Raw genomic sequence first — 21,603 nt, forward strand, 5'->3', positions numbered from 1 at the left:
GGCGGCCGATGCACCCGGGTCAGTGTGCCCTGCCAGCAGAGTTCCGCCACACGGCGGCCGAGGCACCTCGGGTCAGTGTGCCCTGCCAGCAGAGTTCCGCCACACGGCGGCCGAGGCACCTCGGGTCAGTGTGCCCTGTGGGCTCCGCCGTCGGCGCCGGACTGTCCCTCCGCGAGCGCGCGGGTCAGCTCGACCTCGTGCTCGGCCATCGCCACGCGCGCGTCCTCGACGAACGCCCGCACCGAGTCGAGCAGGTCCACGGCCGACCCACGCGCCGAGTCGGCCAGCCCGCGCGGGCTGTAGGCCTCCGCGGTCTTGGTGACCTTACGGACGACGAGGACGCCGACCGCGACGCCGATACCCAGCCAGAACAGCCGTCGCATCAGGCGCCCCTCCGCCGCTTCTTCAGCTCGTCGCGGACCTCCCGCTCGGTCTCCGCGGCCCGCCGGGCCCGGAGCGCCGAACGGACGCCGTAGCTGAACGCGGCGGCCTTCACCAGCGGGCCGGACACGGTGGCGCCGAACAGCGTCGTCACCTGGGCGATGCTGCCGGTCACCGCCGACACGTGATCGGTCAGCGTGTCGACCTTGTCGAGCTGGTGGTTGACGCCGCCGAGGGTCTGGTTCACCCCGTCGACCGTGACGTGGGCGCTCGCCAGGATCGGCACCGCCTGCTCGGTGATGTCGGTGATGGCCTTGGTCGCGGCGTCGACCGTGCGACCCAGCTTGATCAGCGGCACGGCGAGCGCACCGACCAGAAGGACGAACGCAATGGCGGCGATGAGGGCCGCGATTTCGCCGAGAGACACCGGCGAGTCTCCTTGGGTGAGTGGGCTCGGGGTGAACAGACCCTACCGCCTGCGGCGATCACGCTCAGCGCAGGTCCCGGGTGTGCCGCGTGTGGCGCGTGTGGCCGGTGCTCTTCCGCCACGCCTCCGGCGCGCCGGGGGCTCAGAATCCTGTCCACCTACCGACCCATCCCGGGCTGGGGATACGTCGGTAGGTGGACACATTTCTTGGCGCGCCTTACGGCGCGGAGGTACCCCGCACCGCGGACCGGATCCGGTCCAGACGCTCCGCGATCGGACGCTCTGCGCCGCGCCGCGTGGGTTCGTAGTAGTCGCGGCCGACCAACTCGTCCGGCGGGTACTGCTGGGCCACGACCCCCGCCGGGTCGTCGTGCGGGTAGCGGTAGCCCTTGCCGTGGCCGAGCGCCTTCGCTCCGGGGTAGTGCGCGTCCCGCAGCGCCGGCGGCACCGCGCCCGCCTTGCCCGCCGCCACGTCGGACAGCGCCGCGGAGATCGCGGTCGTCACCGCGTTGGACTTCGGAGCGGTCGCCAGATGGACGACCGCGTGCGCGAGCGTCAGCTGCCCCTCCGGCAGACCGATCAGCTGGATGGTCTGCGCCGCTGCCACCGCGGTCAGCAGCGCGGTCGGATCGGCCATACCGACGTCCTCGCTGGCGAAGATCACCAGGCGCCGCGCGATGAAGCGGGGATCCTCGCCCGCGGTGAGCATCCGGGCGAGCCAGTGCAGCGCCGCGTCGACGTCGGAGCCGCGCATGCTCTTGATGAAAGCGCTGATGACGTCGTAGTGCGCGTCGCCGTCGCGGTCGTAGCGCACCGCGGCCTTGTCGACCGCCGCCTCCGCGGTCGCGAGATCGATCTCCACGGAGTTGCCCCCCGCCGCGCCGCCCGCCGCAGAACCGACCGCCGCTCCGCCGGCCGCAGACCCGACCGCCGCCGGACCGCCGGCCGCCGGGTCGGCCGCCGCAAGGCCGCCCGCTGCCGAGTCGGCCGCCGCAAGGCCGCCGGCCGCTGGGTCGGCCGCCGCAAGGCCGCCCGCTGCCGGGGCGGACGCTGCCGGGTCGGCGGCGGCTAGGGCGGCGTCGGCGGCGGCTTCGAGAGCGGTGAGCGACCGCCGGGCGTCGCCGTCCGCCAGCCGGACGAGATGGTCCTCGGCGTCCGCCGCCAGGCGGACCGCCCCGCCCAGCCCGCGGGGATCGACCAGTGCGCGGCGCAGCAGCCGGCGGATGTCGTCCGCGTCCAGCGGGACGAGCGTCAGCAGCAGCGAGCGGGACAGCAGCGGGGACACGACCGAGAACGACGGGTTCTCGGTGGTCGCCGCGACCAGCGTCACGGTCCGGTCCTCGACCGCGGCCAGCAGCGAGTCCTGCTGGGTCTTCGAGAACCGGTGGACCTCGTCGACGAACAGCACCGTGTAGACGCCGCGGCGACGCTCGAGCTTGGCCTGCTCGATCACCGCCCGCACGTCCTTCACGCCCGCCGACAGCGCGGAGAGCGCGACGAACCGCCGGCTGGTCGCCCGCGAGACGAGGTGGGCGATCGTGGTCTTGCCCGAGCCCGGCGGCCCCCACAGGATCACCGAGAGCGGCGCGTCCCCCTCCACCAGGCGGCGCAGCGGACTACCCGGGCCCAGCAGGTGCCGCTGGCCCACCAGCTCGTCGAGCGTCCGCGGGCGCATCCGGACCGCCAGCGGCGCGTGCGGGTCCACCCCGTCCGCGGCGCCCGCCCCGGCGATCGGCGCGGCGCGCGCGGGCGTCGGCTGCGAGGCCGGATCATCGGCGCGACCGTCGAACAGGCTTTCGGTCTCCACGCCCCGACCCTACTGAGTTCCGTTCCTCGAACGTGGAGCGCTGGGCGGGCCGCGCAATCCGGGAACTGGCCCCCTTGCGTCACTCGGAGCCGTACCGTCAACAGAACACCAGTGACCAGTGGCAACGTTGCCTGAGCTGCCGGAGATGAGTTGTTCGCACGTCTGGGTCGATTCTGCTACCGCCATCGAAGACTGGTCGTGGTGCTGTGGCTGCTCGTCTTCGTCGCAGGCATCGCGAACACCGGTCGGGTGACCGACCGGCTCGGCGGCGGGCAGCAGGCGTCCGAATCGATGGAGTCGGTGCGCGCGGCGACGCTGCTCGTCGAGTCCTCGGAGTACGGTGGCCGGGTTTCCGCCGTTGTCGACGGGGCACCGGTCGAGACACTGCGGAAGGCTGTCACAGACACTCGCAACGACCTCGGCCGCACCGAGGGTGTCGGCCGGGTGCTCGACCCGTTCGCCCCGCAGCTCCCGAAGCAGGGCCAGCAACTCCTCATCGCCACCGACGGCAACGCCGCGCTGATCGTCGTCGATCTGACCAGGGATCTGTCGGTGGACGCCCAGCACGCGGTCGAGGAGACGATCGCCGACCGGCTCCACGCGATCGCCGACGCCGTCCCCGGCACCGAGGTGACCGTCGGCGGCCCGACGCTGCTGCAGCGTCAGATCAACGAGCAGACCCGTCGCGACACCGAGAAGGGCGAAGTCATCGCCCTCCCGCTGACGCTGATCGCGATGGTGGCGATCTTCGGCGGCGCGGTCGCCGCGGGCATCCCGATCATCGGCGCGCTCGCCTCGATCGCCTGCGGAATGCTCGTCATGCTGGGCCTGCTCCAGCTGATGGACCTCGACCCGAACGTCCTGTCGGTGAGCACCGTCCTGGCGCTCGGCCTCTCGATCGACTACTCGCTGCTGATGGTCAACCGGTTCCGGGAGGAGCGGTACGCGAAACGGACCGTCCCGGAGGCGATCGAGCGGACGGTCGCGTCGGCCGGCCGCACGATCACGTTCTCGGCGCTCACCGTCGCACTGTCGCTGGCCGGCCTGTTCGTGTTCCCCAGCCCGATCTTCCGCGGCATCGGCTCGGCAGGCGTCGGCGTCGTGCTGTTCGCGCTGCTGGCCGGCATCACGCTGGTGCCCGCGCTGCTCGCGATGAGCGCCCGCCGGGTCGGCGTCGGACGACACCGGTCGGAACGCCCGAGCGACAACGGCACGTTCGCGCGGCTGGCCCGGCTGACCCGGCGGAGACCGCTGATCGCGACCGTGCTGCTGGTGACCGTGCTGCTGGCGACCGGGATCCCGTTCCTGTCGGTGACGTTCGTGAACAGCAGCGCGAAGATGCTCCCGGAGGGCTTCGAGGCGCGCCGCTTCGCCGAGGTCAGCGCCGAACGCTTCCCCGGCCAGGAAGCGCCGCCGATCACGATCGTCGCGAACACCAGCCAGACCGAACTCGCGCTCTGGGCGGCGAAGCTCGAGCGCGACCCCGAGTACGACGACGTCTCCCGGATCATGCCGCCCGCGCAGGTCACCGAGGGACTGTCCAGCATCGACATCATCCCGAAGGCGAGCGAGCACGACCGGATCGGCCAGCAGCTGGTGCGGCAGATCCGCGCCGACCGGCCCCCGTTCCAGATCTGGGTCACCGGCGACACCGCGGTACTCGTCGACTTCCTCGCCGAAGTGCGGCGGTACGCGCCGTGGGCGGTGGCGCTGATGGTCGTGGCGACGTTCGTCCTGCTGTTCGCGATGACCGGGTCGCTGCTGGTCCCGGCCAAAGCGCTGGTGATGAACGTCCTGTCGCTGGCCGCGTCGTTCGGGGCGCTGAAGCTGCTCTTCCAGGACGGGCACCTGCACGAGTACCTGGACTTCTCCCCCACCGGCGGGCTGGAGCCGTGGGTACCGGTACTGGTGTTCTGCTTCGCGTTCGGGCTCTCGATGGACTACGAGGTGTTCCTGCTCTCCCGGATCAAGGAGCTGCGGGACGCCGGTATGGACAACAACACCGCGGTCGAGATCGGGCTGCAGCGCTCCGGGAAGATCATCACGTCCGCCGCGCTGCTGATGATCATCGTGTTCGCCGGGTTCGCGGTCGGGCGGATGCTGGCGATCAAGGAGCTGGGCGTCGCGATGGCGATCGCGGTCGCGGTGGACGCGACCGTGGTGCGGTGCCTGCTGGTGCCCGCGACGATGGCGCTGCTGGGCGAGGCGAACTGGTGGGCACCGCGCCCGCTGCGCCGCTTCTACGACCGGTTCGGGCTGCACGAGGCACCCTCCGTGGAGCCGCCGCGGGCGATCGCGGTGCGGCCGGTGACCCCGGCCCTTCCTGCGGCCCCACAGTCCCCTGCCCCGCCGATGGACGACTACCCCGCCGCCGACTACCCCGCCCCCGAGCACCCGAACGGCAACCACCCGGCCCCCGGCTACCCGGCCGCCGGGTACCCGAACGGCGACTACCTCGCCGCCGACCACCCAGCCACCGGCTACCCCACCGCCGAGAAGAACCCCGTCGAGGAGTACCCGGGCGCTGACGAGCGGCTCTACGACGTTCCGCCGCAGCCGCGCGCCGCGCCACCGTTCCCCCGCCGGCCACCGCTGCCCAGGCCGCGCTCCGCGCCGGCCGAAGACACACCGCGCCGCCGGTGAGCGTGCTCACCGGCGGCGCGAGGAATCAAGCCTTCTGCGGCTTCCCGTCGACGCCGGCTTCCTTGCGCTGACGCGCGGAGATCGGCGCGGGCGCACCGGTCAGCGGGTCACCACCGGAGGCGGTCTTCGGGAACGCGATGACGTCGCGGATCGACTCGACGCCGGCCAGCAGCGCGACCAAGCGGTCCCAGCCGAGCGCGATGCCGCCGTGCGGCGGCGCGCCGTACTTGAACGCCTCGAGCAGGAAGCCGAACTTGCCCTGGGCGTCCTCCTCGGACAGGCCCAGCACCTCGAACACCCGCTCCTGGACGCGACGGTCGTGGATACGGATCGAACCGCCGCCGATCTCGGTGCCGTTGAGCACGATGTCGTAGGCCCAGGCCAGCGCCTCGGCCGGTGCCTCCTCGAACCGGTCGATCCAGTCCGAGTTCGGCGACGTGAACGGGTGGTGCACGGCAGTCCAGGAGCCCTGGGCCCCCTCGACGCCGATCTCCCCGCCGCCGACCGGCTCGAACATCGGCGCGTCGACGACCCAGAGGAACTCCCACCGGGACTCGTCGATCAGCCCGCAGCGGCGACCGATCTCCAGCCGCGCCGCGCCGAGCAGTTCCAGCGTGCCGGAGCGCTCACCCGCGCCGAAAAACACCGCGTCGCCCGGCTTGGCGCCGACCGCGTCGGCCAGCCCGGCGAGGTGCTCCTCGGAGAGGTTCTTGGCCACCGGGCCGCGGGTCTCGCCGGTCTCGGCGTCGAACAGTACGTACGCGAGGCCCTTCGCGCCGCGGGCCCGCGCCCACTCCTGCCAGCCGTCGAGCTCCTTGCGCGTCTGTGACGCGCCACCCGGCATGACCACGGCACCGACGTGCGGTGCCTGGAACACCCGGAACGACGTCCCGGCGAAGTACGACGTCAGATCGACGAGCTCGTTGCCGAACCGGACGTCGGGCTTGTCCGAGCCGTAGCGGGTCATCGCGTCGGCGTAGGTGAGCCGCGGCAGCGGCAGCGGGATCTCGTACCCGGCCAGCTCGCGCCAGATCGCCGACACCACGGCCTCGCCGACCGCGATGACGTCGTCCTGGGTGACGAACGACATCTCGATGTCGAGCTGGGTGAACTCCGGCTGCCGGTCGGCGCGGAAGTCCTCGTCCCGGTAGCAGCGGGCGATCTGGTAGTACCGCTCCATCCCGGCGACCATCAGCAGCTGCTTGAACAGCTGCGGCGACTGCGGCAGCGCGTACCAGGAACCGGGCTGCAGCCGCGCGGGCACCAGGAAGTCGCGGGCGCCCTCGGGCGTCGAGCGGGTCAGCGTCGGCGTCTCGATCTCGACGAACTCCTGCTCGTCGAGCACCCGCCGGGCGATCCGGCTCACGGAACTGCGCAGCCGCAGCGCCGCGGCCTGGTGCGCGCGCCGGAGGTCGAGGTAGCGGTACTTGAGCCGGGCCTCCTCGCCGACCTCACCGGCGGTCTGGCCGTCGATCGGGAACGGCAGCGGCGCGGACTCGCTGAGTACGGTGAGCGTCTCGGCGACGACCTCGATCGCGCCGGTCGGCAGCTCGGGGTTCTCGTTGCCCTCCGGCCGCGTCCGCACCTCGCCGGTCACCCGGATGCAGTACTCCGCCCGCAGCGCGTGCCCGACCTCCTCGCGCAGGACGACCTGGACGTAGCCGGAGGCGTCCCGGAGATCGACGAAGATGACCCCACCGTGGTCACGGCGGCGAGCCACCCACCCGGAGAGGGTGACGGTCTGCCCCGCGTGCTCGGCGCGGAGCACGCCGGCCTTGTGGGTGCGGTAGGTAGTGCCGCTCACGAGAGAAGCTCCTTGACGGTGCGGGCGAGGTCGGTCAGCGGTACGGCCCGCTGCTCGGCGGTGGTCAGGTCTTTCAGCTGCGCGGTCCCGTCGGCGAGGTCGCGCTCGCCGAGCACCACCGCGTACCGGGCGCCGGAGCGGTCGGCGGCCTTCATGGCCCCTTTGAGCCCCTTGCCGCCGAACGCGAAGTCGGCCGGGACGCCCGCGTTGCGCAGTTCGGTGACCAGCGCGAGGCCGCGACGCCGGGCCGCGTCACCGAGCGGGACGACGAACGCCGCCACCCGGGACGGCGCATCACCGACCAGTCCTTCGGCGCGCAGCGCGAGCAGCGTCCGGTCGACGCCGACCGCGTAGCCGATCCCGGACACGTCCGGCCCGCCGAGCTGCTTCGAGAGCCCGTCGTACCGGCCGCCGCCGCCGATCGCCGACTGGGCGCCCAGGCCGTTGTGGACGAACTCGAACGTGGTCTTCGTGTAGTAGTCCAGCCCGCGGACCAGCCGCGGCGCCTCCTGCCACTCCACGCCGAGGTCGGTGAGGTACTGCCGGACCTCGTCGTAGTGCCGCTGGCACGGGTCGCAGAGGTGGTCGACCATCAGCGGCGCCTCGGCCAGCTGCGCGGCCACGTCGGGACGCTTGTCGTCCAGGACCCGCAGCGGGTTGATCTCGGCGCGGCGCCGAGTCTCCTCGTCGAGGTCGAGCCCGGCCAGGAACGACTGCAGCTTCTCGCGGTACTGCGGGCGGCACTCCGCGTCGCCCAGCGACGTCATCAGCAGGTCGAAGTCGGTCAGCCCCAGCTCCCGGAACCCGGCCACGGCCAGCGCGACGACCTCGGCGTCCAGCGCCGGGTCGTCGACGCCCAGCGCCTCCATGTCGACCTGGGTGAAGTGGCGGTACCGACCGGCCTGCGGCTGCTCGTACCGGAAGTTCGACCCGACTGCGTAGAGCTTCACCGGCAGCTGCCCGGAGTAGAGCTTGTGCTCGATGAACGCCCGCATCAGCCCCGCGGTCAGCTCCGGCCGCAGGCTCAGCGACCGCTCTTTGCGGTCGGTGAACGTGTACATCTCCTTGCTCACGACGTCCGTCGACTCGCCGACGCCGCGGGCGAACAGCGCGGTGTCCTCGAAGATCGGCGTCTCGATGTACCCGTATCCGGCACGCCGCAGTGGCGCGGTCAGCGCGTCCCGAACCGCGAGGAACGTCGCCGAGTCGGGGGGAAGGGTATCGAACGTGCCCTTGGGGGCGGTAAAGCTGGTCACAGTCCGGTCCTCGGAAGATTGGTAGCTTCGGCCACCTGCAGCAGGTAGGGGTTGGTGGCGCGCTCCCGGGCGATCGTGGTGTCGGGGCCGTGCCCCGGCTTCACCACGGTGGCGTCGTCCAGCGGCAACACGACCCGGGCCAGCGACGCCAGCATGTCCTGGGCGCTGCCGCCGGGCAGGTCGACACGGCCGATCGACCCGGCGAACAGCAGGTCACCGGAGAACAGCACCGGCGCGTCCGGCGTCCGCACGCCGAACACCAGCGAGCCGGGCGTGTGCCCCGGCGCCAGCGTGACGCTCAGCTCGACACCGGCGAGCTGCAGCGTCTCACCGTCGGTCAGCGTCTTCACGTCGCTCGGCTCGGTGTACTCCAGGCCGAACATCGGCGTGCCCTTCGGGGCGCCGATGTAGCTCCACGGGTCGGCGAGCTGATCGGCGTCGGCCGGGTGGATGTACGCCGGGATGTCCTTCGCGCCGCAGACCGGGGCCACCGAGAACGTGTGGTCGATGTGACCGTGGGTGAGGATCACCGCGGCCGGATGCAGCCGGTGCTTGGTTAGGACGTCCTCGAGCTGGTCGACCACGCCGATCCCCGGATCGATGACCACACACTGTTCGCCGGCCGCGGGGGCGACGACCCAGCAGTTGGTGCCGAGCGCGGGGGCCGGAAATCCGGCGATGAGCACGAGCGTCCCTTCTTCTCCGACGGGGGGTCTTCTCCGGCGACGATCGCGCCGCCACGTTCCCACCAGCCTACCGATCGCAGTCGGCCGGAGCCGACCGCCTTTCCGTGCCGCAGCCTCGACGACGCGCCCGGCGCGTTCTCGACCGATGCACGGCGCGCTGTCGTGGGGTATCAGCCCCTTCCCTAGGAGGGCGCCGTACACTCAGCCGCACGCGCGGGCCCCCGCTCGCGACATGCGCAGGCGGCTGAGCTAACGGTGCACCGGACCAGTTGGGCACGGCGCCGGAAACCGAACAGGAGAGCACGGAGTGCCGACGAAGGATCGCCAGCGGCAGCTGGCCCGCGCCAAGCTCGAACGGCAGATGGCCCGGCGGGCCGCGGCCGCGAAACGCCGCCGCCAGACCCAGGCGGCGGTGGGCGCCGGTATCGCGCTCCTGCTCGTCGTGGTCGGCGCCGTCTTCCTCGTCGTCAACCTGAGCGGCGACGACGACAAGGACACCACCACCGAGGCCGCCTCGGGCCCCACCTGCACGTACCAGAAGGCAGACAGCAGCACTGGCAAGGTGAAGGACGTCGGTCAGCCGCCCACGTCGAACATTCCGGACACCGGAACGCGCACCGTGACGATGACGACCAGCGTCGGCGCGATCCAGTTCACGCTCGACCAGGCGAACGCGCCGTGCACGAGCAACAGCCTCGCGTTCCTGATCGGCAAGAAGTTCTACGACAAGACGTCCTGCCACCGGATGACGACGTCCGGCATCTTCGTCCTGCAGTGCGGTGACCCGTTCGGTGACGGCACCGGCGGCCCGGCTTACCGGTACGGCACCGAGAACCTGCCGACGAACCAGCACCCGCCGTACCCGGCCGGGACGATCGCGATGGCGAAGAGCTCCGAGGAGATCTCGGTCGGCAGCCAGTTCTTCATCGTCTACAAGGACATCCCCGAGGAAGCTCTCGGCGCGGAATACACCGTGGTCGGCAAGGTCACCAAGGGCCTCGACCTGGTCGAGAAGGTCGCCGCGAAGGGCGTCGAGGGCAGCACCGGCGACGGCAAGCCCAAGCAGGCCGTCAACATCACCACCGTCACGGTGTCTCCCGCCGCGAGCTGACCGCTCACCCACGCGAGTTCACCCGAAACCGGGGTCTAAGCGCCGCTTAGGCCCCGGTTTCGCGTCAATCCGCGTCAGGCCGCCCGCAGCGGCGGCCCTCTGATACAGCAGAGCGCCCGCAGCGGCGGCCCCCGGCACAGCAGAGCGCCCGCACGCAAATGCGTGCGGGCGCTCGCGCGTTGCGTCAGCCTCGGTAGCCTGCCGACTCGGCGTTGCCGAGGTCCGGGGGCGGCTCGGGCGGCGGCGTCGAGGTCGCCTGCAGTGACCCGGTCTCCCGGAACGTCTCCAGCCCGACGATCTTCGCCCGCACCTTTCCGGGCTCCGACGCCCCCGCGGGACGATCCGGCAACCTGCGCTCGATGCTCATCGCGCCTCCCTAGCCCGAGGTAACACGGTACGCGTCGTAGACACCCTCGACCCGGCGCACCACTCGCAGCAGGTGCCCGAGGTGCTTCGGGTCGGCCATCTCGAACGTGAACTTCGAGACCGCCACCCGATCGCGGGTCGTGCTCACGGTCGCCGAGAGGATGTTGACCTTCTCGTCCGACAGCACCTTCGTGACGTCGGAGAGCAGGCGGTGCCGGTCGAGCGCCTCGACCTGGATCGCCACCAGGAACGTCGAACCGGCGGTCGGCGCCCAGGAGACCTCGACCAGCCGCTCGTCCTGCCGCTTGAGGTCGCTGGCGTTCGTGCAGTCGTCGCGGTGGACGCTGATCATCCCGCTGCGGGTGACAAATCCGAGGATCGCGTCGCCCGGCACCGGCGTACAGCACTTCGCGAGCTTCACCCAGACGTCGTCGCCGGCGTTGCTGACGATGACACCCGGGTCACCGGGACCGGCCGGCCGGGAGCGGTGCCGGGACGGACGCGCGGTCTCGGCCAGGTCCTCGGTGGCACCCTCCGCGCCCCCGAGCGACGCGACGACCCGCTGGATCACGGCCTGCGCCGAGACCTGGTTCTCCCCCACCGCGGCGTAGAGCGCGCTGATGTCGGAGAGGTGCAGGTCACGCGCGATCGTCAGCAGCGCGTCGCCGCCGAGCAGCCGCTGGAGCGGGAGGCCCTGCTTGCGCATGACCCGCTGCAGCGCGTCCTTGCCGGACTCGATCGCGTCCTCGCGGCGCTCCTTCGCGAAGTACTGGCGGATCTTCGTCCGGGCCCGCGGGCTCTTGACGAAGCTCAGCCAGTCCTGGCTCGGGCCGGCGTTCTCCGACTTCGACGTGAAGATGTCGACGGTGTCGCCGTTGTTGAGCGTGCTCTCCAGCGGGACCAGCTTGCCGTTGACCCGCGCGCCGATGCAGCGGTGCCCGACCTCGGTGTGCACCGCGTAGGCGAAGTCGACCGGCGTCGAGTCCTTCGTGAGCGCCACGACGTCACCCTTCGGGGTGAAGACGTAGACCTCCTGGCCGCCGAGGTCGAACCGCAGCGCCTCGAGGAACTCACCCGGGTCGCTGGCCTCGCGCTGCCAGTCGAGCAACTGCCGCAGCCACGCCATGTCGTCGACGGTGGCGGGCGGACCGGCCACCTCGGCGCCCTTGGTCTCCTTGTACTTCCAGTGCGCGGCGATGCCGTACTCGGCGGTGCGGTGCATCGCCAGCGTCCGGATCTGCAGTTCGATCGGCTTGCCCTCGGGACCGATGACGGTCGTGTGCAGCGACTGGTACATGTTGAACTTCGGCATCGCGATGTAGTCCTTGAAGCGGCCGGGAACCGGCTGCCAGGACGCGTGGATGACGCCGAGCGCGGCGTAACAGTCGCGGACCGAGTCGACCAGCACACGCACGCCGACCAGGTCGTAGATGTCGGCGAAGTCGCGGCCCCGCACGATCATCTTCTGGTAGATCGAGTAGTAGTGCTTCGGCCGCCCGACCACGGTGGCGCGGATCTTCGCGTTCTTCAGGTCGTTCTGGACCTGGTTGGTCACCTCGGCCAGGCCCCGGTCGCGCGCGGGCGAGTGCTCCTGCACCAGCCGGGCGATCTCCTCGTACCGCTTCGGGTAGAGGGTCATGAACGCGAGGTCTTCCAGCTCCCACTTGACCGTGTTCATGCCCAGCCGGTGCGCCAGCGGCGCCAGCACGTCGAGCGTCTCGCGGGCCTTCTTCTCCTGCTTGTGGCGGGGCAGGAAGCGCAGCGTCCGCATGTTGTGCAGCCGGTCGGCGAGCTTGATCACCAGGACCCGCGGGTCGCGGGCCATCGCGACGACCATCTTGCGGATGGTCTCGGCCTCGGCCGCGTCGCCGAACTGCACCTTGTCGAGCTTGGTGACGCCGTCGACGAGGTGCGCGACCTCGCCACCGAAGTCGGCGTGCAGCTGCTCGAGCGTGTAGCCGGTGTCTTCCACGGTGTCGTGCAGCAGCGCCGCGACCAGCGTCGTGGTGTCCATGCCCAGCTCGGCGAGGATCGTCGCGACCGCGAGCGGGTGCGTGATGTACGGGTCGCCCGACTTGCGCAGCTGCCCGCGGTGGAACTGCTCGGCGACGTCGTACGCCTTCTGGAGCAGGCGGACGTCGGCCTTGGGGTGCGCGCTGCGGTGGGTGGCGACCAGTGGCTCCAGCACCACGTTGACCGCACCCTGCCAGGACGGGGTGCTGAATCGCGCCAGCGCCGCTCGCACCCGGCGGCCGGTGGGCGCGCCGGTGCCGACTGGGTCGGCGCCGTTGCCCGCGACCGAGTCGGCGTGCGGCAGCGCGCCGTCCGCGCCACCGTCGCCCGCTGCCCGGGCTACGACCGGCGCAGCCGGGTCGGGGGTGTCACCGGCGGGAAGCGGATCCCGCTGGCCACCGGCGACGGTCGGTGCGACGTCTGACACAGGCCGCTCCCTCTACTGAAGGCATCGAGCTCTCTCCATGCTACGCGGGCGAGCACTGCCGACCCCGGCGCCTTCCACAGGAGCCAGGGTCAACGACTGCTGCCCGTCTGGTCACAACAGCATGGCCGGACGGTTGATGCCCTGCAGGGTCGCCTCAGACCACGAGTAGCGCGTGGACTTCGCGCTCCGGTAGCCGCGCGCGGCCGTCCAGGAACGCCAGCTCCATCAGCACCGAGAACCCGACGACCTCGCCGCCGGCCTGCTCGACCAGCGAGATCGCGGCCGCCGCCGTACCGCCGGTGGCCAGGACGTCGTCCAGCAGCAGCACCCGCGTGCCGGGCTCGAACGCGTCCGCGTGCACCTCGAGGACGGCCTCGCCGTACTCCAGCGCGTACGCCGCGGACACGGTCGCGCGCGGCAGCTTCCCGGCCTTGCGGATCGGCACCAGCCCGGCGCCGCTCGCGTAGGCGACCGCGGCCGCCAGCACGAACCCGCGGGCCTCGATCCCGGCGACGACGTCGAACGCACCGCCGTACTCGGTCGCGATCGCGTCGATCACCTGGGCGAACGCCGGCCCGTTGGCGAACAGCGGCGTCAGATCCTTGAACCCGACGCCCGGCTTCGGGAAGTCCGGGACGTCGAGCACGTGGGCGGCGATCAGGTCGCTCACCGCGGCCGGCGTCACCGGACCGTTGCCGACCCGCCCGGCCAGCGAACCGTGCGAGGCACGCTCACCGAGCGGGTGCCCGGCCACCACGGGCTCGGGCACCGATTCCGCTTCGGTCATCGCTTCTTCCGGTTTCCACCGGAGCGGCCGGGACGGTTGCCGCTCGGCCGCCGCCGCTGCTGCTGGGACGGCCGGTTCGAGGACGTCGTCCGCGTCGTGCCGGAACCCGCACCGGCGGTGGCCGGCTCCCGGGCGTCCTCATCGGCGTCGGTCGGCTCCTCGGCCTCAGCCGTCTCCTCGACCTCGGCCTCCGCCTCGGCGCTCTCCGCGGCCCTGGCCGCGGCAGCACGCTTGGCCCGGACGCGCTCCTTGAGCGCCTTGTACCGGGGCTCGCGCTCCTTCATGTCGACCAGCCACGGGGTCGCCAGGAACAGCGACGAGTACGCACCGGCCGCCAGACCGACGAACAGCACTAGCGCGAGGTCCTTAAGCGTGCCGACGCCGAGCAGCCCGGCACCGACGAACAGCAGACCACCGACCGGCAGCAGCGAGATCAACGAAGTGTTGATGGACCGCATCAGGGTCTCGTTCACCGCGTTGTTCGCGGCCTCGGCGTAGTCGATCCGGGACCCGCCGACGATGCCCCGGGTGTCCTCGGAAACCTTGTCGAACACGACGACCGTGTCGTACAGCGAGAAACCGAGGATCGTGAGCAGACCGACGATCGTCGACGGCGTCACCTCGAAGCCGATGATCGAGTAGGCACCCGCGGTCAGCATCAGGTCGTGCAACAGCGCGAGCAGCGCCGCGATCGCCATCTTCGTCTCGAACCGGATCGCCAGATAAGCGGCGACCAGCACGAGGAAGACGATCAGTGCGATCAACGCTTTGTCGGTGACCTGACCACCCCACGACGAACTCACCGCGTTGTCGGTGATGTCGTTGGCCTCGAGCTCGTACTTCGCGGCTAGTGCCTGCTTGACCTCGGTGGTCTCGGGGCCGGTGAGCGTCGCGGTCTTGATCACGAACTTGGCGTCCGCGCCGCGACCGGCTTCCTGCGTCGTCTGCACCTCGACGCCGGTGGCCTCGATGGTCTCGGTGACCTGCTCCGCCGTGACGCCGCTCGGCTGCTTGAACACGAACGACGTTCCGCCGGAGAACTCGATGCCCCAGTTGAAGCCGCGGAAGACGAACGCGCCGATGCAGATCAGGATCAGGATCGCCGAGGCGATGTACCACCGCTTCCGCGACCCGATGAAGTCGATGTTGGTCTCGCCCCGGTAGAGGCGTCCGGCCAGTCCCATCTCAGGACTCCTTCGGGCTGACACGACGGGCGGTCGCCGCGGGCCGTCCGGCTGCCCCGGTTCCGGGAGCGGCCGGGGTCTTACGCAGCGTACCGAGGCCCGAGAAACGCGGAGACGTGAACCGGCGCGAGCGGGACAACACGGCGACCAGCGGGTGGGTGAAGAGGAACACGATGATGACGTCGACGAGCGTGGAGAGGCCCAGCGTGAACGCGAAGCCCTTCACGGCGCCGACCGCGAGGATGTAGAGCACCGCGGCGGCGAGGAACGAGACCGCGTCCGCCGAGAGGATCGTGCGCCGGGCACGCACCCAGGCCCGCGGCACCGCCGAGCGGACGCTCCGGCCGTCGCGCACCTCGTCCTTCAGACGTTCGAAGAACACGACGAACGAGTCCGCGGTGATACCGACCGCGACGATGAAACCGGCGACACCCGCCAGCGTCAGCGTGAACCCGATCTGCCTGCCGAGCAGGATCACCGACGCGTAGATGATCGCGCCGGACGCGACCAGGCTGGCGATCGTCACCAGCCCGAGCGCCCGGTAGTAGAGCAGCGAGTAGACGACGACCAGGCCCAGACCGATGCCGCCGGCCAGCAGACCGGCCTCCAGCTGCTCGATGCCGAGCGTCGGGCTGATCGACTCTGCGGTCTCGACCGTGAACGACAGCGGCAGCGCGCCGAACTTCAGCTTCGCGGCCAGGTCCTGCGCGTCGGCCTTGCTGAACTGGCCGCTGATCTGGGTGTCACCAGTGATCACCTCGTTGGTGGTCGGCGCGGAGATCACCTCGTTGTCGAGGACGACCGCGACCTGCTTCTGCAGCGTCGCCTTGGTCAGGTTGGTCCACTTGTCCTGACCCTTGCCGGTGAACTTCAGGTTGACGACCCAGCCGCCCTGCTGCTGGTTGAACGTGAAGCTCGCGGTGTCGATGTCGGTACCGACGACGCCGGCCTTCTCCAGCTTGTACTTCGTGTTGCCGTCACACGCGACGACCTGCTGGTTCACGGCGTCGATCGAACCGGCAGGCCGGTTGTCGAGCATCGTGCAGGTGATCCACGGCACCTTGAACTGCCAGTCCAGCGGCAGCGCGGCGACCTCGGCGTCGGTCAGCTTCTTGGCGCCCGGCTCGAAGATCGCGGCGAGCTGCGGGTTGGTGGCCGCTCCCGCGAAGTCCTCGGCGGTGCCCTGCGAGACGTAGGTCGCGGCGTCCTTGGGGAACTTGGCCAGCGCGGACTTCTGCAGCGCGGCCTGGCTCGCCGACGTCGGGGTGGCCGACGGGGTAGCGGACGCCGAGGGGCTCGCGCTGCCCGACGGGGTGGCGCTCGGAGCGGCCGACGGCGATGCGGACGTCGTCGGGCTGGGCGTGTCCTCCGCGGCCGGGACCGCAGCCGGGGCCGCCTCGGGCGCACCACCGCCGCCGCCGCTGCCGGACGCCGTCGGGCTCGCCCCGACCTCGGCGCTCGTGCTGGGTGACGGCGACGCGGTGCCCGACGTGGACGGGCTCGGGCTGGCCGTGCCGGACGTCGACGGGGTGGGGGTGGCGCTGACCGTTGCCGACGCCGCCGCCTTGATCGCCACGATGTCCTGGGCGGACTCGAGCACCGCCCGGAACCGCAGCTGGGCCGGTTCGCCGACCTGCTTGATCGCGTCGTTGTTCTCGCCGGGGGCGTTGATGACGATGTTGCTGTCGCCCTCGGTCACGACCTCGGCCTCGGCGACGCCGGTGCCGTTGACCCGGTTCTCGATGATCTGCCGGGCCTGCTCGAGCTGCTCGGCGTCCGGTGCCTTGCCGCCGGCCTGCGCGGCCCGCAGCGTGACGGTGGTGCCGCCCTGCAGGTCCAGTCCGAGGCGGGGGGTGAGCTTGTCCTCCAGCGAGCCATCGCCTGTGAAGAACACGAGCGCGTAGAGCGCGATCACGAGGACCGCGAGGGAGGTGAGATACCGCCCGGCACGCAGCTGTCCGCGAGGTGGTGCCACGCTGAAAGGTCTCCTTCAGTGGTCGGGGCGGCAGGGTCTGTCGCCCCGGTGATTTCGCGCTACCGCCACCCGTGCCGGCGCTCGGCTTGCCGGGGACGGTGACGGTACGTCCGATTGGTGACGCTATCCGGTTGGCCCGCGCAGCGCAGGCCCTTGCGGCTCCGGTCGGCGGCGCGGCGCCGAGCACACCGCGCTGCCGACACGGGTTCAGCTGCGGTCGGTGCTGCCCTTGGCCGGATCGGCGGCCGGGTCGCGAGGTGCCTCGGGCGCCGGCTTCTCGGCGACCGGCGTCTCGACGGCGGACGGCTCCACGGCGGGCGACTCGACGACCGCGGCGTCGGTGACCGGCACGTCGTCCTCGTCGACGGCGTCCTCGTTCGGCGCGAGGCCGGCCTTCACGGCCTCCTCGTCGGTGAGCACCTTGGCGATGGCGGCGCGCGCGTACCGGTTCGTCACGCCCGGCGAGACCTCCAGGACGACCGAGTCACCCTCGGAGGAGACGACCGTGCCGTAGAGACCACTGAGGGTCATCACCGGCGCGCCCTCTTCCACCGCGTTCTGCATCTGGGTCATCTGCTTACGGCGCTGCGACTGCGGTCGGATGACCAGGAAGTACATCAGCGCGAACACACCGACCAGGAGCAGCAGCGGCAGGATGCTCCCGCCGCCCTGGGACTGTTCTGCGGCGTCTACCACGGAGGGCCCTTTCACACATTCGTCAGCGGGGTCTTGCGGGGGTGCGACTGCGGAAGTCTAGTAGCAGATGCTCGAGCGGCCGCCACGCGGTAACCCTCCGCAGCAGATCGGGTCGCCGTGAGCCCCGATCACACCCGCCCAGAGCATTGTCGACGGATCGTCAACGACTCACCCACCGTCATCGTTCCGCGCCCGCACGCTAGGGGGCCGCGCGGAACGAGCCGCCGAACAAGTCGTCGGCGTCCGGTGCCACGGCACCCGCGGCGCCCGCCGCGAGCGCTGCCGGGGACCCGGGCGCCGGAGTCTTCCCGAGATGCGCCCACGCCGCGGGCGTCGCGATCCGCCCGCGCGGCGTCCGGGCCAGCAGGCCGGCCCGCACCAGGAACGGCTCCGCGACCTCCTCGACGGTGCCCGGCTCCTCTCCCACCGCCACCGCGAGCGTCGAGAGCCCCACCGGGCCACCCCCGAACGACGAGACGAGCGCGTCCAGCACCGCGCGGTCGAGCCGGTCGAGCCCCACCCGGTCGACCTCGTAGACCGCGAGCGCGGCCCGCGCGACCTCCTCGGTGACGTAACCGTCGGCCCGCACCTCGGCGTAGTCCCGCACCCGGCGCAGCAGCCGGTTCGCGATCCGCGGGGTTCCGCGGGACCGGCCGGCGATCTCCGCCGCGCCCGCCGGGTCGATCCGGACGCCGAGGATCGCCGCCGAGCGGGCGAGCACCCGGCGCAGCTCCGCGGCGTCGTAGAAGTCGAGGTGGGCCACGAACCCGAACCGGTCGCGCAGCGGCCCGGTCAGCAGACCCGACCGGGTGGTGGCGCCGACCAGCGTGAACGGCTCCACGTCCAGCGGGATCGCGGTCGCGCCCGGGCCCTTGCCGACGACGACGTCGACCCGGAAGTCCTCCATCGCCGAGTAGAGCAGTTCCTCGGCCGGACGGGCGATCCGGTGGATCTCGTCGATGAACAGGACGTCGCCGGGCGCGAGCGTGGTGAGCACCGCGGCCAGGTCGCCCGACCGTTCGATCGCCGGGCCGCTGGTCACCCGGATCGCGCTGCCCAGCTCGGCGGCGACGATCATCGCCAGGCTGGTCTTACCGAGGCCGGGCGGGCCGGAGAGCAGGATGTGATCCGGCGGGCGGTTGCGGCGCTGCGCGCTGCGCAGCAGCACTTCCAACTGCTCGCGGACGCGATGCTGGCCGATGAAGTCGGAGAGCATCCGCGGCCGGAGGCTGGTTTCGACGTCCCGCTCGTCCGGCGCGGCGTACGCCGAGACCACGTCATCCGCCGGGCCGCCGTCGGCGGTCATCGGTTGCGTCCGAGCAGCTGGATGGCCCGGCGGAGCGCGGTGGACACCTCGACCGACCGGCCGTCGAACTCGCCCGCGACCGCCGTCACCGCGTCCTCGGCCTCCTTCGCCGACCAGCCGAGGCCGGTCAGCCCGTCGCGGACCTGCGCCTGCCACCCCGTGCCCGGCCCGGCGAGCCCCGGAACCGCGACCGGGTCCACGGACCCGATCCGGTCGCGCAGCTCGAGCACCAGCCGCTCCGCGCCCTTCTTGCCGATGCCCGGTACGCGGGTCAGCGCCGCGGTGTCGGCCCCGGCGATCGCCACGCGCACAGCGTCCGGAGAGTGCACGGCCAGCACGGCGAGGGCCAAGCGGGGCCCGACGCCGCTCGCCGTCTGGAGCAGTTCGAACAGCGACCGTTCGTCGTCGGAGGCGAAGCCGTAGAGCGTCAGCGAGTCCTCACGGACGACCAGGCTGGTGGCCAGCCGGGCCGGGGAACCGACCCGCAGGCCGGCCAGCGTCGCCGGGGTGCACTGCACGGCCATGCCGACGCCGCCGACCTCGACGACCGCACCGTCCGGCCCGACCGCCGCCACCTGTCCACGCACCGACGCGATCACGCGCCCACCGCCCGACCCGGCGCCTGCGGCCCCGCATCCGGCCCCGCCGCCGACCCGCGCTCACCAGGCGCCCGGCCCGGCCCGGCCGCCGACCCGCGCTCACCGGGCGCCCGGCCCGGCCCCGCCGCCGACCCGCGCTCACCGGGCGCCGTTCGCGGCCCGGACGAGGTGCCACGGCCGCGCGCGACCGCGGCCGCCAGGCGGGCCTGGGCGGGCGCCCGCCACAGGTGGCAGATCGCCAGCGCCAGCGCGTCCGCCGCGTCGGCGGGTTTCGGCGTGGACGAGAGCCCGAGGATCCGGGTCACCATCATTCCGACCTGCGCCTTGTCGGCGGTGCCCGACCCGGTGACCGCGGCCTTGACCTCGGACGGCGTGTGCAGCGCGACCGGAAGGCCCGCCCGCGTCGCCGCCACGATCGCCAGCGCCGCCACCTGCGCGGTGCCCATCACCGTCCGCACGTTGTGCTGGGCGAAGACCCGCTCGACCGCGACGACCTCGGGGCGGTGCTGCGCGATCGCCGATGCCAGCGCGTCCGCGAGGGTCACCAGCCGATGACCGAGCTCGGCGTCGGCCGGGGTACGGATCACGTCCACGTGGACGAGGCCGCAGCGCCGCCCGGGCGCCCCTTCCACCACACCGACCCCGCAGCGGGTGAGACCCGGATCGACCCCGAGCACACGCAAACCCGTCCACCTCCGTACAGCTGTTCGGTACGGACGTGATCAAACCACAGTTGTCAGCCGACCTCGGCCATGACCTCGTCGGAGACGTCGAAGTTGGCGTACACGTTCTGCACGTCGTCGCTGTCTTCCAGCGCGTCGATCAGCTTGAACACCTTGCGCGCGGCCTCGGCGTCGAGCGGGATCTGCATGCTGGGCACGAACGACGAGTCGGCCGAGTCGTAGTCGATGCCGGCGTCCTGCAGCGCGGTACGCACCGTGACCAGGTCGGTCGGCTCGCTGACGACCTCGAACTCCTCGCCCAGGTCGTTGACTTCTTCGGCGCCGGCCTCCAGCACCGCGAGCAAGACGTCGTCCTCGGAGAGCGAACCCTTGGGGACGATGATCACGCCCTTGCGGTGGAACAGGTACGCGACGCTGCCCGGGTCGGCCATCTGGCCGCCGTTGCGGGTCATCGCGGTGCGCACTTCGGACGCCGCCCGGTTCCGGTTGTCGGTGAGGCACTCGATCAGCACCGCGACACCGTTGGGGCCGTAGCCCTCGTACGTGATCGTCTGGTAGTCGGCGCCACCGCCCTCGGCCCCGGAACCACGCTTGACCGCGCGGTCGATGTTGTCGTTCGGGACCGAGCTCTTCTTCGCCTTCTGGATGGCGTCGTACAGCGTGGGGTTACCGGCCGGGTCACCGCCGCCGGTGCGTGCCGCGACCTCGACGTTCTTGATCAGCTTGGCGAACATCTTGCCGCGCTTGGCGTCGATGACGGCCTTTTTGTGCTTCGTGGTAGCCCATTTGGAGTGGCCGCTCACCGTACTGCCTCCTCGATCGTCTGCCCGCCGTTGGTCGGCACTGTCGCTGTCTCCCGAACCATCCGCACGAACAACTCGTGCACGCGGAGGTCACCCGTCAACTCCGGGTGGAAGGAGGTCGCCAGCAGGTTGCCCTGCCGGACCGCGACGATCCTACCGTCCGCGGGGCCACCGCTTACCCGAGCGAGGATCTCGACGTCCGGACCGGTCGATTCCACCCACGGCGCGCGAATGAAGACCGCGTGGACGGGGGCGCCCTCGACCTCGGCGAACGCCAGGTCGGTCTCGAACGAGTCGACCTGGCGTCCGAACGCGTTACGGCGGACGACCATGGTGATGCCGCCGAAGCTCTCCTGATCCGGCCGTCCGTCGAGGACGGTCGAGGCCAGCATGATCATCCCGGCGCACGATCCGTACACCGGCAGCCCGCCGGCGATCCGCTCGCGAATCGGGTCGAGCAGGTCGAACACCCGGGACAACCGGCTCATCGTGGTCGATTCGCCGCCGGGGACGACCAGCCCGTCGACCTCCGCCAACTCGGACGGGCGACGCACGGGCACCGCGACGGCGCCTGCGGCCCGCAACGCGCTCAGGTGTTCACGCACATCACCTTGCAGGGCGAAAACACCGATGAGGGGGGAGCTCACAG

At 71.5% G+C, this 21,603-nt stretch carries 19 protein-coding genes; 2 read left to right on the forward strand and 17 right to left on the reverse strand.

What is annotated here, in order from left to right; all coding sequences use genetic code 11:
• Nucleotides 1–125: 125 nt before the first annotated feature.
• From BUB75_RS30600 to BUB75_RS30610, 3 genes are all read right to left on the reverse strand, one after another.
• Nucleotides 126–383 carry a hypothetical protein gene (locus tag BUB75_RS30600; RefSeq protein ID WP_073261725.1) on the reverse strand — a complete coding sequence of 86 codons (258 nt, stop codon included), beginning with the start codon at nt 381–383 and terminating at the stop codon, nt 126–128.
• Nucleotides 383–808 carry a DUF948 domain-containing protein gene (locus BUB75_RS30605; protein WP_073261727.1) on the reverse strand — a complete coding sequence of 142 codons (426 nt, stop codon included), beginning with the start codon at nt 806–808 and terminating at the stop codon, nt 383–385. Before BUB75_RS30605 ends, BUB75_RS30600 begins: the two co-directional genes overlap by 1 nt.
• Before the next feature lie 217 nt (nt 809–1,025).
• Nucleotides 1,026–2,615, reverse strand: coding sequence for a replication-associated recombination protein A (locus BUB75_RS30610; RefSeq protein WP_073261729.1), 1,590 nt, complete (start codon nt 2,613–2,615; stop codon nt 1,026–1,028).
• 201 nt (nt 2,616–2,816) lie between these two features.
• On the opposite strand from BUB75_RS30610, the gene BUB75_RS30615 reads away from it, so the two are divergent.
• Nucleotides 2,817–5,258 (forward strand): MMPL family transporter, encoded by a 2,442-nt coding sequence (locus tag BUB75_RS30615; RefSeq protein WP_143175509.1) that lies wholly within the window; start codon nt 2,817–2,819, stop codon nt 5,256–5,258.
• Nucleotides 5,259–5,283: 25 nt separating this feature from the next.
• On the opposite strand, the gene aspS is transcribed toward BUB75_RS30615, so the two are convergent.
• The 3 genes from aspS to BUB75_RS30630 are packed head-to-tail and all read right to left on the reverse strand — an operon-like array spanning nt 5,284 to nt 9,004.
• Nucleotides 5,284–7,062, reverse strand: a complete 1,779-nt coding sequence (gene aspS / locus BUB75_RS30620; protein ID WP_073261732.1) for an aspartate--tRNA ligase — start codon at nt 7,060–7,062, stop codon at nt 5,284–5,286.
• On the reverse strand, nt 7,059–8,318 hold the full coding sequence (gene hisS, locus BUB75_RS30625; RefSeq protein ID WP_073261733.1) for a histidine--tRNA ligase: 1,260 nt from the start codon (nt 8,316–8,318) through the stop codon (nt 7,059–7,061). Before hisS ends, aspS begins: the two co-directional genes overlap by 4 nt.
• Nucleotides 8,315–9,004, reverse strand: a complete 690-nt coding sequence (locus BUB75_RS30630) for an MBL fold metallo-hydrolase (RefSeq protein WP_073261735.1) — start codon at nt 9,002–9,004, stop codon at nt 8,315–8,317. Before BUB75_RS30630 ends, hisS begins: the two co-directional genes overlap by 4 nt.
• Before the next feature lie 361 nt (nt 9,005–9,365).
• On the opposite strand from BUB75_RS30630, the gene BUB75_RS30635 reads away from it, so the two are divergent.
• Nucleotides 9,366–10,115: a peptidylprolyl isomerase gene (locus tag BUB75_RS30635; RefSeq protein ID WP_073262031.1), complete on the forward strand. Its 750-nt coding sequence runs from the start codon at nt 9,366–9,368 to the stop codon at nt 10,113–10,115.
• Nucleotides 10,116–10,299: 184 nt separating this feature from the next.
• Here the strand turns inward: BUB75_RS30635 and BUB75_RS30640 are convergent, their stop codons facing one another.
• The 11 genes from BUB75_RS30640 to pdxT form a co-directional block, all read right to left on the reverse strand.
• Nucleotides 10,300–10,482: a hypothetical protein gene (locus BUB75_RS30640; RefSeq protein WP_073261737.1), complete on the reverse strand. Its 183-nt coding sequence runs from the start codon at nt 10,480–10,482 to the stop codon at nt 10,300–10,302.
• A 9-nt stretch (nt 10,483–10,491) separates the two neighbouring features.
• Nucleotides 10,492–12,798 (reverse strand): RelA/SpoT family protein, encoded by a 2,307-nt coding sequence (locus BUB75_RS30645; RefSeq protein ID WP_073262033.1) that lies wholly within the window; start codon nt 12,796–12,798, stop codon nt 10,492–10,494.
• Nucleotides 12,799–13,075: 277 nt separating this feature from the next.
• Nucleotides 13,076–13,708, reverse strand: coding sequence for an adenine phosphoribosyltransferase (locus BUB75_RS30650; RefSeq protein WP_084741910.1), 633 nt, complete (start codon nt 13,706–13,708; stop codon nt 13,076–13,078).
• Nucleotides 13,705–14,892, reverse strand: a complete 1,188-nt coding sequence (gene secF / locus BUB75_RS30655) for a protein translocase subunit SecF (RefSeq protein ID WP_073261739.1) — start codon at nt 14,890–14,892, stop codon at nt 13,705–13,707. The genes BUB75_RS30650 and secF overlap by 4 nt, the downstream gene beginning before the upstream one ends.
• A gap of 1 nt (nt 14,893) precedes the next feature.
• Complete coding sequence (gene secD, locus BUB75_RS30660; RefSeq protein WP_073261741.1) at nt 14,894–16,867, reverse strand: protein translocase subunit SecD; 1,974 nt, start codon at nt 16,865–16,867, stop codon at nt 14,894–14,896.
• 207 nt (nt 16,868–17,074) lie between these two features.
• Entirely contained in the window at nt 17,075–17,563 is a 489-nt protein-coding gene (gene yajC / locus BUB75_RS46580) for a preprotein translocase subunit YajC (protein ID WP_073261743.1), read from the reverse strand.
• Between the two features lie 199 nt (nt 17,564–17,762).
• Nucleotides 17,763–18,869, reverse strand: a complete 1,107-nt coding sequence (gene ruvB, locus BUB75_RS30670; RefSeq protein ID WP_073261745.1) for a Holliday junction branch migration DNA helicase RuvB — start codon at nt 18,867–18,869, stop codon at nt 17,763–17,765.
• Nucleotides 18,866–19,468, reverse strand: coding sequence for a Holliday junction branch migration protein RuvA (gene ruvA / locus BUB75_RS30675; RefSeq protein ID WP_073261747.1), 603 nt, complete (start codon nt 19,466–19,468; stop codon nt 18,866–18,868). The genes ruvB and ruvA overlap by 4 nt, the downstream gene beginning before the upstream one ends.
• A complete protein-coding gene (ruvC, locus tag BUB75_RS30680) occupies nt 19,465–20,151 on the reverse strand; it encodes a crossover junction endodeoxyribonuclease RuvC (protein WP_084741911.1) in 687 nt (228 codons plus the stop codon). The genes ruvA and ruvC overlap by 4 nt, the downstream gene beginning before the upstream one ends.
• Before the next feature lie 53 nt (nt 20,152–20,204).
• Nucleotides 20,205–20,954 (reverse strand): YebC/PmpR family DNA-binding transcriptional regulator, encoded by a 750-nt coding sequence (locus tag BUB75_RS30685; protein ID WP_073261749.1) that lies wholly within the window; start codon nt 20,952–20,954, stop codon nt 20,205–20,207.
• Entirely contained in the window at nt 20,951–21,601 is a 651-nt protein-coding gene (gene pdxT / locus BUB75_RS30690) for a pyridoxal 5'-phosphate synthase glutaminase subunit PdxT (RefSeq protein ID WP_073261751.1), read from the reverse strand. The genes BUB75_RS30685 and pdxT overlap by 4 nt, the downstream gene beginning before the upstream one ends.
• Nucleotides 21,602–21,603: the final 2 nt, after the last annotated feature.

It is taken from the genome of Cryptosporangium aurantiacum (assembly GCF_900143005.1).
GTDB classification, from domain to species: Bacteria; Actinomycetota; Actinomycetes; order Mycobacteriales; family Cryptosporangiaceae; genus Cryptosporangium; species Cryptosporangium aurantiacum.